Source organism: Bradyrhizobium agreste, assembly GCF_016031625.1.
Taxonomy (GTDB): domain Bacteria; phylum Pseudomonadota; class Alphaproteobacteria; order Rhizobiales; family Xanthobacteraceae; genus Bradyrhizobium; species Bradyrhizobium agreste.
In genome coordinates, this window is record NZ_JACCHP010000046.1 from 1 (window position 1) to 15,641 (window position 15,641).

Sequence of the window (15,641 nt, forward strand, 5' to 3'; positions counted from 1 at the left end):
CACCATGCCCCCGCAGGACCCGCTTGCCCCCGGCCCCGCCGCTCTGTATACGCGCGGTCGGTATCCGCAAGGCACCCGTCCAGTGCGGTCACCATACTGATCCTTATGAAGGAATGCACGCGTCGTCATGAGCCGCCTCGTGATGAAATTCGGCGGCACGTCCGTCGCCAACATCGAACGTATCCGCAACGTCGCACGCCATGTGAAGCGTGAGGTCGATGCCGGCCACGAAGTGGCCGTGGTCGTCTCGGCGATGGCCGGCAAGACCAACGAGCTGGTGGCTTGGTGCACCGAGGCCTCGCCGATGCACGACGCGCGCGAATATGACGCCGTGGTCGCCTCGGGCGAACAGGTGACATCAGGTCTTCTTGCCATCGTGCTCCAGGGCATGGGCATCCAGGCCCGCTCCTGGCAGGGCTGGCAGATCCCGATCAAGACCAGCGACGCCCATGCCTCGGCCCGGATCGAGGGCATCGACGGCAGCGAGATGATCAAGCGCTTCAAGGAGCGCAAGGAGGTCGCTGTCGTCGCCGGCTTCCAGGGCATCAACCCCGAGACGGGTCGCATCACCACGCTCGGCCGCGGCGGCTCCGACACCTCGGCCGTGGCGATCGCCGCCGCCGTCAAGGCCGACCGCTGCGACATCTACACCGACGTCGACGGCGTCTACACCACCGACCCGCGAATCGTGCCGAAAGCCAAGAGGCTCGACAAGATCGCTTTCGAAGACATGCTGGAACTGGCCTCGCAGGGCGCCAAAGTGCTCCAGGTCCGCTCGGTGGAACTCGGCATGGTCCACAACATGCCGATCTTCGTCCGCTCAAGCTTCGACAAGCCCGGGGACATCGACCCGCATGCCAACCAGCCGCCCGGCACGCTGATCTGTAGCGAGGAGGAGATCATGGAAAGCCACGTCGTCACCGGTATCGCCTTCTCCAAGGACGAGGCTCAGATCTCGGTGCGCCAGATCGAGGACAAGCCCGGCGTTGCGGCCTCAATCTTCGGCCCACTGGCTGAGGCCAATATCAACGTCGACATGATCGTGCAGAATGTGTCCGAGGACGGCAAGACCACCGACCTCACCTTCACCGTGCCAGCCGCGGACTTCACCCGCGCCAAGGATACGATTACCGCGGCCAAGGCCAAGATCGGCTATGCGCGGCTCGACACCGCCACCGACGTCGCCAAGATCTCGGTGATCGGCAGCGGCATGCGCAGCCATGCCGGCGTCGCCGCCCAGGCGTTCTCGGCGCTGGCGGGGCGGAACATCAACATCCGGGCCATTACAACCTCCGAGATCAAATTCTCGGTGTTGATCGACACCGCCTATACCGAGCTTGCGGTGCGTACCCTGCACACGCTCTACGGTCTCGATCAGGCCTGAAGCACCCCCTTCATCGCGCTCAGATCGTCGTTTGAGCATGGTCCGGAAAACCGCTTCGCACGTTCCGGACCATGCCTGGGCTAATTTTCTCTTAGCGGTCGCAGCAAACGCGAAGGTGTACACACCTTCGCGTTTGGCAGGCGTTTTGCTTGGCAAAACAAGCCTCAATTCGCTATACGGCGGACAGGGTGGGCTGCCGCAGACTGTGTCCCAGTTCCTGCGGTGCTGATTCGGTACGAGCGCTAAATCTCGTGGATTTTGCGCTTGTGCCTGCGCCGGACAAACAATTTGGTTGTTTTTCTGGAATTTTGGTCCAGCCGCCGGCCGATACCGCCGGGCCCGGCAGACGGAGGAGATTGACGGTTCATGCGGAGCGCGTCGGGAGGTCCCCGCGTCTTGTTGAGACGGCTCCGCGAGACCATGGCGGAGCAGGTCTCGGCCCAGGAGCGGCTGGACAAGATTGTGGTGCTGATCGCCGCCAACATGGTGGCCGAGGTGTGCTCGGTCTATGTGCTGCGCGTCGACAACACGCTCGAGCTCTACGCCACCGAAGGTCTCAACCGCGAGGCGGTGCACCACACCGTGCTCAGCGCTCATGAGGGCCTGGTCGGCCTCGTCGCCAGCGAGGCGACACCGCTCAATTTGAGCGATGCGCAGAGCCACCCGGCCTTCTCGTTCCGGCCCGAGACCGGCGAAGAAATCTACCATTCCTTCCTCGGCGTGCCGATCCTGCGCGCCGGCAATACGCTCGGCGTGCTGGTGGTGCAGAATCGCGCCAAGCGCAATTATGTCGAGGAGGAGCTCGAGGCGCTCCAGACCACCGCGATGGTGCTGGCCGAGCTGATCGCCTCCGGCGAACTCTCCGCACTGGCTCAGCCGGGCCAGGAGCCGGCGGCGCGCCATTCGGCACAGAAAGTCGGCGCCATCCTGTCGGAGGGCATCGCGCTCGGCCATGTCGTGCTGCACGAGCCGCGCGTCGTCATCAAGGACTACATCGCCGAAGACCTGCCGAAGGAGATCAAGCGGCTCGATACCGCGCTCGCCAAGCTGCGTGCCGATCTCGACCGCATGCTGGAGCGCGGCGACGTCGCCGAAGGCGGCGAGCATCGCGATGTGCTGGAAGCCTACCGCATGTTCGCCAACGACCAGGGCTGGTCGCACAAGCTGCACGAGGCCGTCGCCACGGGCCTTACCGCAGAAGCCGCGGTCGAGCGCGTGCAGTCCGACACCCGTGCGCGCATGCTGCGCTCGACCGACCCCTATTTGCGCGACCGGCTGCACGATCTCGAAGACCTGGGCTACCGCCTGATGCGGCAGCTGGTCGGCCAGGATCATGCGCCCTCGCGCGAACAGCTGCCCGACAACGCGATCGTCATCGCCCGCGCGATGGGCCCGGCGGCGCTGCTCGACTACGACCGCAAGCGCCTGCGCGGCATCGTGCTGGAGGAAGGCACTGCCAACTCGCACGTCGCGATTGTGGCGCGGGCGCTGGGCATCCCTGCGGTCGGCGAGGTGCCGAACGCACCCGGCATCGCCGATCCCGGCGACGCGATCATCGTCGACGGCACGTCCGGCTCGATCTATGTGCGCCCGTCGCAGGAGATCGAGGCGGCCTTCGCCGAGCGCGTGCGCTTCCGCGCCCGCCGCCAGGCACAATATCTGGCGCTGCGCGATCGGCCCTGCGTCACCAGGGACGGCCAGAAGGTCGAGCTGATGATCAACGCAGGTCTTGCCATCGACCTGCCGCATATTGAGGACACCGGCAGCGCCGGTATCGGCCTGTTCCGCACCGAGCTGCAATTCATGGTCGGTCAGAGCCTGCCGCGCACCAGCGACCAGCTCGCGCTCTATCGCACCGTGCTCGATGCCGCCGGCAGCAAGCCCGTCACCTTCCGCACGCTCGACATCGGCGGCGACAAGGCGCTGCCCTATATGGAAGCGGTGATCGAGGAAAATCCCGCGCTCGGCTGGCGCGCGATCCGGCTCGGGCTCGATCGTCCCGGCCTGTTGCGCGGCCAGATCCGCGCGCTGCTGCGCGCCGGCGGCGGCCGCGCGCTGCGGATCATGTTCCCGATGATCTCGGAGGTCGCCGAATTCGACGCGGCCAAGGCGCTGGTCGAACGCGAGCTCACATACCTCCGCCAGCACGGCCACACACTGCCCGAACGCATCGACATCGGCACCATGGTCGAGGTGCCGGCCCTGCTCTACCAGCTCGACGAGCTGCTGAAGAAGGTCGATTTCATCTCGGTCGGCTCCAACGATTTGTTCCAGTTCCTGTTCGCGGTCGACCGTGGCAACGCCAAGGTCTCCGAGCGCTTCGACACCATGTCGGCGCCGATCCTGCGCGCGCTGCGCGACATCGCACGCAAGGCGCACGCGGCGCAGAAGTCGCTCTCGCTCTGCGGCGAGATGGCCTCCAAGCCGATCGGCGCGCTAGCGCTCATCGCGCTGGGCTACCGCTCGCTCTCGCTCTCGGCGACCGCGCTCGGCCCGGTCAAGGCGATGGTGCTCGACCTCGACGCCAAGAAGGCGGAAGCGATGCTCAATCCTCTGGTGGATGCGCCGGCAGGCAGCGTCTCGATCCGGCAGAAGCTGACGGAATTTGCCGAGGCCGAGGGCCTTGCGTTGTAGCGGGCCTGTCGCCCGCTTTCCGCCGCGCTCGCCTCCCTCCGCCCTTTGAGACTGAACCGATGTCGTCACTCCCCGAAGCCAAACTGGACGTCCTGCTGGCGCATCACGCCTCGCTCGAGGCCGAATCGCTGGGACAGCTCGCCTCCGAGCGTTACGTACAGATCACGCGCGAGCTCGCCGAGCTCACGCCACTGATCGAGGCGGTGAAAGCCTATCGCGCCGCCGTCAGGGAGCTTGCCGACACCGAGGCGCTGATCGCCGATCCCGCCACCGATGCCGAGATGCGCGGCATGGCGGAAGCCGAACGCGACGAGCTCGCGCCGAAAATCGAGGAACTGGTCCAGAAGATCCGCATCGCGCTGCTGCCCAAGGATGCCATGGACGACCGCAACGTCATGCTCGAAATCCGCGCCGGCACCGGCGGCGACGAGGCTTCGCTGTTCGCCGGCGACCTGTTCCGGATGTACGAGCGCTTCGCCAGCTTGCAGGGCTGGAAGGTCGAGGTGATCTCCGCCAGCGAAGGCACGGTCGGCGGCTACAAGGAAATCATCGCCGAGATCCAGGGCCGCGGCGCATTCTCCAAGCTGAAATTCGAATCCGGCGTGCACCGCGTGCAGCGCGTCCCCGACACCGAGACGCAGGGACGCATCCACACCTCCGCCGCGACGGTCGCCGTGCTGCCCGAGGTCGAGGACGTCGACGTCGACATCAAGAACGAGGACCTGCGCATCGAGACCATGCGCGCAGGGGGCGCCGGTGGCCAGCACGTCAACAAGACGGAATCCGCGATCCGCATCACCCACATCCCGACCGGCATCGTGGTGATGATGCAAGACAGCCGCTCGCAGCACAAGAATCGCGCCTCGGCCATGAACATCCTGCGCTCGCGCATCTATGACGCCGAGCGGCAACGCGCCGACGCGGCGCGCTCGGCCGAGCGCAAGGAGAAGGTCGGCTCCGGCGACCGCTCAGAGCGCATCCGCACCTACAATTTCCCGCAAGGACGCGTCACCGACCACCGCATCAATCTCACGCTCTACAAGCTGCCCCAGGTGATCGCGGGTGAAGCGCTCGGCGAACTGATCGACGCACTGACGACCGAGCACCAGGCCGCACAGCTCGCTGCGCAAGGCGCGGCGGCCTGAGGCGTGAGCAACCCCTTCACCGGACAATGCATCGAGAGCGCGCGGCGCGCGCTGGCTGCGCAACTGAAATCGGCAGGGCTCGACGAAGCCGAACTCGACGCGCGCATCCTGATCGGTGCGGCACTTGGCCTCGACCTCACCGGCCTGATCGCTCAGGCGGCCCGTCCCCTCACTGCGGCCGAAGCATCGCGGCTCGCGCAACATGCACAGCGCCGCATCGCCGGCGAGCCGGTGGCGCGCATTCTCGGGACTCGCGAATTCTGGGGCCTGCCGTTCCGCTTGTCGGAAGCAACCCTGGTCCCGCGTCCCGACACCGAGACCGTGGTCGAGCTTGCGCTCGAAATTCTTCGCGAGCGGCAGGCATCTCATCCGCCGCGTATCGCCGACATCGGCACCGGATCGGGTGCGATCCTGCTCGCGCTGTTGCACGAAATCCCCGATGCGTTCGGCGTCGGCACCGATCTCAGCCAGAACGCGCTCAGGACCGCCAGGGACAATGCCGCCGCGCTCGGCCTCGCCGGCCGTGCCGCCTTCGTCGCCTGCTCCTACGCCGCAGCGCTCCGTGGCCCGTTCGACCTCATCGTGTCGAACCCGCCCTATATTCCCTCCGCTGAAATTCCGAAATTGAGCATCGAGGTGCGCGATCACGACCCGCATCTGGCGCTCGACGGCGGCAACGACGGCTACGACGCCTATCGCGCCCTGATCCCGCAGGCGAGCGAGCGGCTCGGCCCCGGCGGCGCCCTGGTCGTCGAGGCCGGACGCGGCCAGGCGCAAAATATTGAAACCTTGATGAGGGCCGCCGCGTTATCGCTGGACAGGTCACCCAAGGCCGATTTGGCGGGCATTCCGCGGGCCGTTTCGGCCCGAAAAATGCCCCCATAAAAGCCGGATTGGCCCGCAAAAACCTCTTGGAATATCCCGTGGGAACGACTACGTTCCGGTCAACACATCGGTGCCGGCCCCGTAGACCTACGGGCGAAAGCCGGGCTCTCGGGCGAGAGCTTTACTGATTTGAAGGTTCCAAGCCGCAGGTCCTGTTGAGCGCGATGGCCAGTGGAGCTGCGCTGCTCGCTCCGACCGCAACGTGAACGAAAGCCTGATATTGCGCCTGAAGACTTACGCAAGAAAGCTGGGCTTGTTTCGGCAGGCGAAATGAATGGGTTCGCTGGCAATGGATGCTGGCGGGTGGGGAACGCGTCTTTGTTGAACGCGACGGTCGACGAACATCGGCAGGGTCGGATCCGCTCTTGCGTGCGGTGCGCGCGAGATATGTGAGCCGCTGTCAAGAGGTCACTCCTAGCAATCAGTAACGCGTGCAACCTTTAGGGCTGGAATTAAAGGCAGGACATGAGAAACGGTCAAAACAAGCAGCGGATGCGCAACCGCAACAACAATAACAACAACAACCGGCGCGGCCAGAACCCGATGACCCGGGTCTACGAATCCAACGGACCCGACATCAAGATTCGCGGCACCGCTTCGCACATCGCTGAAAAGTATCTCCAGCTGGCGCGTGACGCGCGCTCCTCCGGCGATCCCGTTGCAGCCGAGAACTACTACCAGCACGCCGAGCATTATTTCCGCCTGATCGCGGCGGCTCAGGAGCAGTTCCGTCAGAACCAGCAGCCGCGCGGCGATGAGCCCGTTGCCAGCAGCGACGACGGCGACGACGACGGCGAGAATTTCTCAGCCTTCGGCCAGGAGCCCGGCTTCGTCCCGCAGCCCCAGCCGCAGCCCTTCATGCGCGACCGCGACGGCCAGCGCGATCATCACCAGCCGCGCGACAACCAGCCCTATCAGCGCGACAATCAACAGCCGCGCGAGCACCGCGAACGCGATCACCGTCCGCAGCCGCAATATCAGCCGCAACCCGCCAACCAGCCGCAACCAGTCATCGCCGATGCCGGCGTCGACCGCCTGCCCTCCTTCATCACCGGCGCGCAGCCGCAGGTGAACGGCAATCAGGGCGGCTTCGAGGGTGGCGGTGGCGGCGAGCGCTATCCGCGCCGGCGGCGCCGGCCGCATGGCCCGCGCCCGGAGCGTGAAGCCGCTCCAGTCGCTTCCAACGACGAAGTCGCCCCCGGCGAATAAGCCTCTTCTGGCTTTCTCTGATTTTCCGATCTGAATCGTCCCGGCCTCGCCGGGACGATTTGTTTTAGCCGCGCGTCACCGTCGAGGATGGCACCAGCACGGGCTTGGCGAGCGAGGGAATCAGCCGCGCCCGCTCGCGCTTGGCGGGGATCGCGCGGTAGACCTGCTTGGTCGCCTCCACGATGTGGACGCCGGCAAAGGGCAGCGACAGCGCCGCACCGGCGCGTTCCCACATCTGGGCCGATCTCAACACCCAGCCGCCGGCGTAAGGCGGCATGAACAGCGCCTCGCCCCAGGCGGTCGGCGTGAACCAGGTCTGGCGCAACAGCTCGGTGATCTGCGAGCGCGAATACGGGCGCCCGTGGCCGAACGGCGTGCTGTCGGTGCGGGTCCACACCCCGCGCCGGTTCGGGATCACGGCGATGACGCGGCCCGAACCCGACAGCACCCGCCACACCTCACGCAGCAGCGCGGCCGGATCGTCCGACATCTCCAGCGCATGGACCAGCAGGACCCGGTCCACCGCAGCATCGGGAAGCGGCAGTGAGAATTCGTCCACCAGCGAGGCCAGCGCGGGCCGTCCCGTCGGCCATTTCAGGACGCCTTGCGCCGCCGGCATGAAGGCGAGGCAGCGCTCGGCGTCCTCGCGGAACAACCCCAGATAGGGTGTGGGATAGCCGATGCCGAGCACGCGCTGGCCCTCGGCGCTGGGCCAGCGCTCCCTGATGCCGCGATTGATCATTTGCCGCGCCACGATGCCGAGGCGGCGGGAATAGAACTCGCGGAGGTCGACGACGTCGATGGTCATGACGGCAATGTAACATGCGCGAGGGCGCCGCTGCGCGCGGAATATTGCATTGCCTGCGCAACGTTAACGCCATATTTGTCTGGCGGGGCTGAGCGCGATGGAGATGACATGGCCGCCGAAATTCGTACTTTCAGCTGTTTAAACGACAATTTCGGTTATCTGATCCACGATGTGGAAACCAAAGCGACGGCCTCGATCGACGCGCCGGAGGCCGGCCCGATCCTCGCGGCCCTGGAGCGCGAAGGCTGGCAACTCACCGACATCCTGATCACCCATCATCATGGCGATCATGTCGGCGGGGTCGCCGAACTCAAGCAGAAATACAATTGCCGCGTCGTCGCGCCGCACGACAAGACGACTAAGATCGCCAACGTCGACCAGCGCGTCGCCAATGCCGACGTGGTCAAGGTCGGCAATCTGCTGGCGCGTGTGGTGGAGACGCCCGGCCACACGCTCGACCACGTCTCCTACGTGTTCGACAACGAGAAGACGGTGTTCGCCGCCGACACGCTGTTCTCGATCGGCTGCGGCCGCGTGTTCGAGGGCACCTATCCGATGATGTGGGACTCGCTGCTGAAGCTGCGCGCCCTGCCCGACGACTTCAAGCTCTATTGCGGCCACGAATATACGGCGTCCAACGTCAAGTTCGCGCTCACCATCGAGCCGGACAATGCGGCGCTGCAGGCGCGCGCGGCGGAGGTCGCGAAGCTCCGCGCCGAGAACAAGCCGACCATTCCCTCCCTGCTCGGCGAGGAGAAGCGCGCCAACGTGTTCCTGCGCGCCGACGAACCGGCGGTCGCGGCCAGGCTGCACATGAAGGGCGCGGATCCCGCTGCGGTGTTCGGCGAGCTGCGCGAGCGCAAGAACAAGTCCTGAAGCACACATCCCGACGAGGATCGATGCCGACCGCAGCCGAGATCATCGCGCGCCTCGAACTCCGCCCGCATCCGGAAGGCGGCCATTATCGCGAGACGTTTCGCGACCAGCGCACGGACGCCAACGGGCGTTCGCGCTCGACCCTGATCTACTTCCTGCTCGCGCGCGGCGAGCGCTCGCACTGGCATCGCGTCGATGCGGTGGAGACGTGGCACTATTACGCCGGCAGCCCCTTGAAGCTGCGCATCGCCCATGACGGCTGCTCGCAGCATGAGGTGCGGCTCGGCGTCGACCTCATCGGCGGTGAGCGGCCGCAGGCGATCGTGCCTGCGCTGGCCTGGCAGATGGCGGAAACCACGGGCGAGTGGACGCTGGTCGGCTGCACCGTGGCGCCCGCGTTCGAGTTTGCAGGCTTTGAGCTCGCGCCGCCCGGCTGGGAGCCGTAGCTGCACTCCAATCATCGCTTCCGCAGCACCATGTCCTTGGCCGCGATCAGGCCGCCACCGGCAATGAGGAACGCAGCAAGTGCAATGTTGGCGCTGGCCTTGGCGAAACCGGCAGCGATGAGGAATCCCGTCGAGAGCAGCGGCGTCGCGTAGGAGGCGGCGCCGAGCACGCGGATGTCGCCGCGCTTCATGCCGATGTCCCAGGCGTAGAACGCAGCGCCGACCGGACCGATGCCGAGTGCGATGACCGAGAGCCATTGCAGGGTGGTCTCCGGCCAGACCGTGCTTTCGAGCAGGCCGTGCATCAGCGCAGCCAACACGGCGGTGGCAAGACAGAAGCCCGCAACCGCATCCGTCGGCACCGCCTTCAACCGGCGCGACAGCACCGAATAGGTCGCCCAGACGAACGCCGCGATGAAAGCTGCGATGAGACCCGGCACAGCTCCAGGCGCATAACCGCTGGTATTGCCGGCGAACAGCAGCACCGTGCCGACGAGGCCGAGCACGGCGCCGATGATGTGGTGCGCGGCGAGCCGCTCGCCCGGCAGGAAGGATGAGAACAGCACGATCAAGAGCGGCCACAGGTAATTCAAGAGGCCGGCTTCGGCCGGCGGGGCGAAGCGCAGCGCGAGAAAATACAGCGCGTGATAGCCGAACAGGCCGCCGACGCCGACGACCCAGACGACGAGCGGTTGCCGCAAGCTTTTCGCTGCCTCGCTCCGCCCGATCCAGGTGAGCAGGCCGACGACACCGCCGATCGCAAATGTCATCGCCGCGAGCTGAAATGCCGGGATCTTTCCCGTCGCCACCGTCATCACCGACAGCAGCGACCACATCAGGATTGCGGTCAAGCCGATCAGCGTCGCAGTGCGGGGAGTCATTGCAGAAAGCCTCGTCGTTCCGGATGGCGCATAGCGCCAGACCCGGAACCTCGAGATTTCCGGGTTCGCCGCTGGCGCAGCGCCCCGGAATGACAGGGCATGATGCCCGGGACAAGCCCGGGCATGACGATGTGGACGATATCAGCCCGCGTGATGCGATCGCATCACACCATGTACTGGCCGCCGTTGACGGACAGCGTCGAGCCGGTGATGGCGCCGGCTTCATCAGCGGCGAGGAACACGACGGCGCGCGCGATCTCTTCGGGCTCGCCGAGACGGCCGATCGGAATCAGCGGCAAGATCGCCTTTTCCAGCACATCCTTCGGTACTGCCTGCACCATCTCGGTGTTGATGTAGCCGGGGCAGATCGCGTTCACAGTGACGCCGCCCTTGGCGTTCTCCAGCGCCAGAGCCTTGGTGAAGCCGATCTCGCCGGCTTTCGCCGCGGAATAGTTGACCTGACCGAACTGCCCCTTCTGGCCGTTGATCGAGGAAATGTTGATGATGCGGCCGAACTTGCGCCCGCGCATGCCTTCGATCACCTGGCGCGACATGTTGAACAGTGAGCCGAGATTGGTGTTGATGACGGCGTTCCATTGCTCGAGGCTCATCTTGTGGAAGGCACCGTCCCTGGTGATGCCGGCATTGTTGACCAGCACGTCGACAGGGCCGACCTCGGCCTCGACCTTCTTCACGCCCTCGGCGCAGGCGTCGAAGCTGCTGACGTCCCACTTGTAAACCGCGATGCCGGTCTCGGCCTTGAATTTCTCCGCCGCCGCGTCGTTGCCGGCATAGCTCGCCGCAACCTTGTAGCCGGCGGCCTTCAGCGCCTTGCTGATCGCAGCGCCGATGCCCCGCGTACCACCCGTCACCAATGCAACACGTGCCATGTCGTATTCCTTCCCTTGGACTCTTCCTTGGACTCTTCGGACGTTTCTGAGGTGGTCGTTTTTAGCTACGGATTATGCGGTTGGTTTGACGGACATCAAGAACAAAACGCCCGGCATCGAGCCGGGCGTTTGCTTTAGTAGAGGCTTGCCGGGTTGCGAAGAATATTTGATTTGCAACCGCTGCCTTTTTAGTCGCGTGCAACGCACGCGCTGACGTGTGCGGCGCACGCGTCAGCTGCGTGTAAGATCAGTCGCGCGCCACACACATGGCGATGCCCATGCCGCCGCCGATGCACAGCGTGGCCAGGCCCTTCTTCGAATCGCGCTTCTGCATTTCGTGCAGCAAGGTCACCAGCACGCGCGCGCCGGACGCACCGACCGGATGGCCGATCGCGATCGCACCGCCGTTGACGTTGACCTTGGACGTGTCCCAGCCGAGGTCCTTGTTGACCGCGCAGGCCTGGGCCGCAAAGGCTTCGTTGGCCTCGATCAAATCGAGATCGCCGACGCTCCAGCCGGCCTTCTTCAGTGCGGCGCGCGAGGCCGGGATCGGGCCCGAGCCCATGATCTTCGGATCTACGCCGGCCTGCGCCCAGGAGACGATCCGCGCCAGCGGCTTCTTGCCTTCCTTGGCGGCCTGCTTGGCGGTCATCAGCACCACGGCGGCAGCGCCGTCGTTGATGCCCGAGGCCGAGCCCGCGGTCACCGTGCCGTCCTTCTCGAAGGCAGGCTTGAGCTTGGCCATCGCGTCGAGCGTTGCGCCATGGCGTGGATATTCGTCGGCGCTGACGACGACGTCGCCCTTTCGGGTCTTGATGGTGACGGGGACGATCTCGTCGTTGAACTTGCCGGCCTTCTGCGCCGCCTCGGCCTTCTGCTGCGAGGCCACGGCGAACTCGTCCTGCTGGGCACGGGTGATCTGCCATTGCCGCGCGACGTTCTCGGCGGTGTTGCCCATATGGTAACCGTTGAAGGCGTCCCACAGGCCGTCCTTGATCATGGTGTCGACCAGCTCGAGGCCGCCCATCTTCACGCCGCCGCGCAGATGCTGGGCGTGCGGGGCCATGCTCATGGATTCCTGTCCGCCGGCGACCACGATCTCGGAATCGCCGTTGAGCAGCGCCTGATAGCCGAGCGCAACCGTACGCAGGCCCGAGCCGCAAAGCTGGTTGACGCCCCAGGCCGGGCTCTCCACCGGAATGCCGGCGGCGATCGAAGCCTGGCGGGCCGGGTTCTGACCTTGGGCGGCGGTCAGGATCTGACCCATGATGACTTCGGAGACCCGGCCGGGCTCGATGCCGGCGCGCTCCAGCGCGGCCTTGATGGCAACGGCGCCGAGGTCATGGGCGGGAAGGGTCGCGAACGCTCCGTTGAAGCTTCCGACCGGGGTGCGGGCGGCGCTGACGATGACGACATCGTCTGACATGGGCATCTCCTGGGGCTTGAGGTTCTTATGAAGGGGGCAGGCGGGGCTGGAAAAGCATTCGCCAGTCTCGTCAGCCATCCTGTTAACGTCGTTGAGGCATGTCAATCGGCCGGGCACCGAATTCATACCGCAGCGCATTCAAAATAGCGTTCTTGACGTTTTCGCAAGCAGGATTTTGCTCTGCAATTAACCGTGGCGCACAAAACGGTAGCGTGACCCCTTTGAAAATGCTTATTTTGTTGCGTTGCGTACTCTTCCCGCCCTGCGGCATAGCCCGCCGGGTTCCCGTTCTCAGCGTTTTGCAAGTGAGAGCCCATGGCGAAATCAGACCAACCCACCACCATCAAGAAATACGCGAACCGCCGGCTCTATAACACCGGAACGAGCACCTATGTGACGCTGGAAGACCTCGCCGCCATGGTCAAGGACGGCGAAGATTTCCTGGTCTACGATGCCAAGACCGGCGACGACATCACCCGTTCCGTGCTCGCCCAGATCATCTTCGAGCAGGAGAACAAGGCCGGCCAGAACCTGTTGCCGACCACCTTCCTGCGGCAGCTGATCCGCTTCTATGGCGACAGCATGCAGATGGTGGTGCCGAAATATCTAGAGCAGTCGATCGCGACCCTGACCCAGGAGCAGGAGAAGTTCCGCAAGCAGATCGCCAATACGCTGTCCGGCACTCCTTTTGCTCCGTTGGAGGAGCAAGTCCGCCGCAACATGGAGCTATTCCAGCAGACCTTCTCGATGTTCAAGCCGTTCGCGACGCCCCGCCCGGCCGCTACGCCCGAGCCGGAGCCCGATGCGAATGCCGAGGCGCCGAAGGACAGCAACATCGACGAGCTGCGCCAGCAGATGAAGGAAATGCAGGAGCGCCTCGAGCGGATGTCGAAGAAGGACGAATAGTCTTTCATTCACACCGGCCCTGGATGCCGGAGGCGAGCCATGTCTGACCGAAGCACCCATTGGGACCATGTCTATGCCACCAAGGGTGAGGCCGAGGTCAGCTGGTACCAGGATAGTCCCGCAACCTCGCTCGCGATGATTCGCGCGGCCGGCTCCGATCGTGACACGGCCATCATCGACGTCGGCGGCGGCGCATCGCGGCTGGTCGATGCGCTGTTGCAGGACGGATATCGCGACGTCGCCGTCCTCGACCTTTCTGCCAATGCGCTCGAGGCCGCGAAGAAGCGCATCGGTCAGGCCGCTTCGACGGTCGACTGGATCGTTGCCGATGCCACGACATGGCGTCCGACCAAGACCTACGATGTCTGGCACGATCGCGCAGCGTTTCACTTCCTGACTGACCCGCGCGACAGGGCGGCTTACGTGCAGCGCCTGCGGTCGGCGGTCAAGCCTGGCGGCCACGTCATCATCGCGACGTTTGCACCCGATGGTCCCGAGAAATGCAGCGGCCTGCCGGTGCAGCGCCACGACAGCGCCAGCCTTGCGGCGGAGCTCGGGCCGGAATTTGAACTGATCGAAGCGCGGAGCGAGACGCACCACACGCCGTGGAATTCGACGCAGGCGTTTCAGTTCAGCCGGTTTCGGCGGCAGAAATAGGTTCTCGCCATGGCCGGGCTTGACCCGGCCATCCACGTCTTGACGCGCGACGCGAAGAACGTGGATGCCCGGGACAAGCCCGGGCATGACGACAGAGACTCCGGATCAAGCCGCCATCTTCACCGCATGCGCAAAGTCCCAATAGAGCTTGCGCGCCTTGGCGTAGAACGGGCCCGGCTTCAGCTCGCGCTCGTCGATGCGGATCACGGGCGCGACCTTGGCGAAATTGCCGGTTGAAAAGATCTCGTCGGCGACCAGGAAATCGGCGTAGCGCAACGTCTTCTCGACCACGGTGACGCCGTCGCCGCGAAGCAGGCTGATGACGCGCTGGCGCGTGATGCCGTTGAGGAAGGTGCCGTTCGGCACCGGCGTGAACACCACGCCGTCCCTGGCCATGAACACGTTGGAATTGCCGAACTCGGCGACGTTGCCGAGCATGTCGAGCATCAGCGCGTTCTGGAAGCCGCGCGAAGCAGCTTCGGCGAGCGCGCGCGAATTGTTCGGGTAGAGGCAGGCGGCCTTGGCTTCGACCGGCGCGCATTCGGCCGTCGGCCTGCGGAACGGCGATAAGGTGATGGCGTTGCCGACGGGCTTTGGCATCGGCGCCTCGTAGATGCACAGGCACCAATTGGTGGTCTCGGGGTCGAACAGCACGCCGCCGCCGCTGCCGTTCTGCGCCCAGTACATCGGACGGATATAGAGCTCGGCATTCGCGGCAAAGCGCGCGATGCCTTCGTTTGCGAGCGTCAGCCAGGTGTCGGTATCGACCACCGGCTTCAGGCCGAAATTGATCGCAGATTGATTGGCGCGGGCGACGTGACGGTCGAGATCGGGCGCAACACCCTCGAAGGCGCGGGCGCCGTCGAACACGACGGAGCCGAGCCAGGCCGCATGGGTGCGCGGGCCCATGATCGGCACGTTGCCGTCGTGCCATTTGCCCTCGAAGAAGGTCCAGCTCGGCGAGTACTCGATGGGCTTCTTGATCTCGGCCATGAGCGGCCTCCCCTTGCAACGATCCGGGCACTATTGTCCCAATTTCTAAACGATTTGCGTAGGGGATTGGCTACCCTCCCCTGGAGGGGTATCGCATATGGAGCGATCTCGCCTGTGGCCATCCTTCGAGACGCCCGCCGTTGGCGGACCCTCAGGATGAGGATCGAGGATGTTGCGCCAGTTTCAACAGGCTCCGATTGCTGCTTAGCCTCATCCTTGTATGGGGAGTGAGTTGTCAAGAGAGCATTGTTTGTTGGCGGCGGTCTTGGGCGCCGAGGCGAGGCACGGTCAAGACTGGCCGCAGGCCACCGCCGGAGGCGGCGCGTTAGCGGCCTTGACCGCGACGAGCTCGGCGCCACAATGGAGCGTTCGCAACATGCGCATCGGCGCTGGCAGGCGGGACGTGATGCGAGGCCTGGGCCGTGAACGACAATGCGGCAGGACCGCATCACCTTGTATCCGGTCGGGCACGCGGCCCGGTACCCTGATCTTTCATGCACG

Annotated in this window: 14 protein-coding genes; 9 read left to right on the plus strand and 5 right to left on the minus strand. The window is 65.1% G+C overall.

Annotated elements, in window-relative coordinates:
- Positions 1 to 127 precede the first annotated feature (127 nt).
- The 5 genes from HZZ13_RS35985 (at position 128) to HZZ13_RS36005 (ending at position 7,257) form a co-directional block, all read left to right on the plus strand.
- Positions 128 to 1,384: an aspartate kinase gene (locus HZZ13_RS35985; RefSeq protein WP_197964161.1), complete on the plus strand. Its 1,257-nt coding sequence runs from the start codon at positions 128 to 130 to the stop codon at positions 1,382 to 1,384.
- 366 nt (positions 1,385 to 1,750) lie between these two features.
- Positions 1,751 to 4,018 (plus strand): phosphoenolpyruvate--protein phosphotransferase, encoded by a 2,268-nt coding sequence (ptsP, locus tag HZZ13_RS35990; RefSeq protein WP_197964162.1) that lies wholly within the window; start codon positions 1,751 to 1,753, stop codon positions 4,016 to 4,018.
- A 59-nt stretch (positions 4,019 to 4,077) separates the two neighbouring features.
- Positions 4,078 to 5,163: a peptide chain release factor 1 gene (gene prfA / locus HZZ13_RS35995; RefSeq protein ID WP_197964163.1), complete on the plus strand. Its 1,086-nt coding sequence runs from the start codon at positions 4,078 to 4,080 to the stop codon at positions 5,161 to 5,163.
- A gap of 3 nt (positions 5,164 to 5,166) precedes the next feature.
- On the plus strand, positions 5,167 to 6,048 hold the full coding sequence (gene prmC / locus HZZ13_RS36000) for a peptide chain release factor N(5)-glutamine methyltransferase (RefSeq protein WP_197964164.1): 882 nt from the start codon (positions 5,167 to 5,169) through the stop codon (positions 6,046 to 6,048).
- Positions 6,049 to 6,513: 465 nt separating this feature from the next.
- On the plus strand, positions 6,514 to 7,257 hold the full coding sequence (locus HZZ13_RS36005; protein WP_197964165.1) for a DUF4167 domain-containing protein: 744 nt from the start codon (positions 6,514 to 6,516) through the stop codon (positions 7,255 to 7,257).
- A 64-nt stretch (positions 7,258 to 7,321) separates the two neighbouring features.
- Here HZZ13_RS36005 and HZZ13_RS36010 read toward each other — a convergent pair whose 3' ends face one another.
- Positions 7,322 to 8,065, minus strand: coding sequence for a methyltransferase domain-containing protein (locus tag HZZ13_RS36010; RefSeq protein ID WP_197964166.1), 744 nt, complete (start codon positions 8,063 to 8,065; stop codon positions 7,322 to 7,324).
- Between the two features lie 108 nt (positions 8,066 to 8,173).
- Between HZZ13_RS36010 and gloB the strand changes: the two genes are divergently transcribed.
- Both gloB and HZZ13_RS36020 read left to right on the plus strand, forming a co-directional pair.
- Positions 8,174 to 8,941 carry a hydroxyacylglutathione hydrolase gene (gene gloB, locus HZZ13_RS36015; protein ID WP_197964167.1) on the plus strand — a complete coding sequence of 256 codons (768 nt, stop codon included), beginning with the start codon at positions 8,174 to 8,176 and terminating at the stop codon, positions 8,939 to 8,941.
- Between the two features lie 23 nt (positions 8,942 to 8,964).
- A complete protein-coding gene (locus HZZ13_RS36020) occupies positions 8,965 to 9,387 on the plus strand; it encodes a cupin domain-containing protein (protein ID WP_197964168.1) in 423 nt (140 codons plus the stop codon).
- Between the two features lie 11 nt (positions 9,388 to 9,398).
- Here HZZ13_RS36020 and yddG read toward each other — a convergent pair whose 3' ends face one another.
- From yddG to HZZ13_RS36035, 3 genes are all read right to left on the minus strand, one after another.
- Positions 9,399 to 10,268, minus strand: coding sequence for an aromatic amino acid exporter YddG (gene yddG / locus HZZ13_RS36025; protein ID WP_197964169.1), 870 nt, complete (start codon positions 10,266 to 10,268; stop codon positions 9,399 to 9,401).
- Positions 10,269 to 10,432: 164 nt separating this feature from the next.
- On the minus strand, positions 10,433 to 11,158 hold the full coding sequence (phbB, locus tag HZZ13_RS36030; RefSeq protein WP_197964170.1) for an acetoacetyl-CoA reductase: 726 nt from the start codon (positions 11,156 to 11,158) through the stop codon (positions 10,433 to 10,435).
- A gap of 247 nt (positions 11,159 to 11,405) precedes the next feature.
- The gene (locus tag HZZ13_RS36035; protein WP_197955638.1) at positions 11,406 to 12,584 is read right to left on the minus strand and encodes an acetyl-CoA C-acetyltransferase; all 1,179 of its coding nucleotides are present in this window, start codon (positions 12,582 to 12,584) and stop codon (positions 11,406 to 11,408) included.
- 315 nt (positions 12,585 to 12,899) lie between these two features.
- Between HZZ13_RS36035 and phaR the strand changes: the two genes are divergently transcribed.
- Together phaR and HZZ13_RS36045 are read left to right on the plus strand one after the other, a co-directional pair.
- Complete coding sequence (gene phaR / locus HZZ13_RS36040) at positions 12,900 to 13,490, plus strand: polyhydroxyalkanoate synthesis repressor PhaR (RefSeq protein WP_197964171.1); 591 nt, start codon at positions 12,900 to 12,902, stop codon at positions 13,488 to 13,490.
- 39 nt (positions 13,491 to 13,529) lie between these two features.
- Positions 13,530 to 14,147 carry a class I SAM-dependent methyltransferase gene (locus HZZ13_RS36045; protein ID WP_197964172.1) on the plus strand — a complete coding sequence of 206 codons (618 nt, stop codon included), beginning with the start codon at positions 13,530 to 13,532 and terminating at the stop codon, positions 14,145 to 14,147.
- A 105-nt stretch (positions 14,148 to 14,252) separates the two neighbouring features.
- On the opposite strand, the gene HZZ13_RS36050 is transcribed toward HZZ13_RS36045, so the two are convergent.
- The gene (locus tag HZZ13_RS36050) at positions 14,253 to 15,140 is read right to left on the minus strand and encodes a branched-chain amino acid aminotransferase (protein ID WP_197964173.1); all 888 of its coding nucleotides are present in this window, start codon (positions 15,138 to 15,140) and stop codon (positions 14,253 to 14,255) included.
- Positions 15,141 to 15,641 lie beyond the last annotated feature (501 nt).

Excerpts from the sequence above, each read along its gene's own strand:
- HZZ13_RS35985 (WP_197964161.1), top strand. The coding sequence starts at position 128 with ATGAGCCGCCTCGTGATGAAATTCGGCGGCACGTCCGTCGCCAACATC.
- ptsP (WP_197964162.1), top strand. The coding sequence starts at position 1,751 with ATGCGGAGCGCGTCGGGAGGTCCCCGCGTCTTGTTGAGACGGCTCCGC.
- prfA (WP_197964163.1), top strand. The coding sequence starts at position 4,078 with ATGTCGTCACTCCCCGAAGCCAAACTGGACGTCCTGCTGGCGCATCAC.
- HZZ13_RS36005 (WP_197964165.1), top strand. The coding sequence starts at position 6,514 with ATGAGAAACGGTCAAAACAAGCAGCGGATGCGCAACCGCAACAACAAT.
- HZZ13_RS36010 (WP_197964166.1), bottom strand. The coding sequence starts at position 8,065 with ATGACCATCGACGTCGTCGACCTCCGCGAGTTCTATTCCCGCCGCCTC.
- gloB (WP_197964167.1), top strand. The coding sequence starts at position 8,174 with ATGGCCGCCGAAATTCGTACTTTCAGCTGTTTAAACGACAATTTCGGT.
- HZZ13_RS36020 (WP_197964168.1), top strand. The coding sequence starts at position 8,965 with ATGCCGACCGCAGCCGAGATCATCGCGCGCCTCGAACTCCGCCCGCAT.
- yddG (WP_197964169.1), bottom strand. The coding sequence starts at position 10,268 with ATGACTCCCCGCACTGCGACGCTGATCGGCTTGACCGCAATCCTGATG.
- phbB (WP_197964170.1), bottom strand. The coding sequence starts at position 11,158 with ATGGCACGTGTTGCATTGGTGACGGGTGGTACGCGGGGCATCGGCGCT.
- HZZ13_RS36035 (WP_197955638.1), bottom strand. The coding sequence starts at position 12,584 with ATGTCAGACGATGTCGTCATCGTCAGCGCCGCCCGCACCCCGGTCGGA.
- phaR (WP_197964171.1), top strand. The coding sequence starts at position 12,900 with ATGGCGAAATCAGACCAACCCACCACCATCAAGAAATACGCGAACCGC.
- HZZ13_RS36045 (WP_197964172.1), top strand. The coding sequence starts at position 13,530 with ATGTCTGACCGAAGCACCCATTGGGACCATGTCTATGCCACCAAGGGT.
- HZZ13_RS36050 (WP_197964173.1), bottom strand. The coding sequence starts at position 15,140 with ATGGCCGAGATCAAGAAGCCCATCGAGTACTCGCCGAGCTGGACCTTC.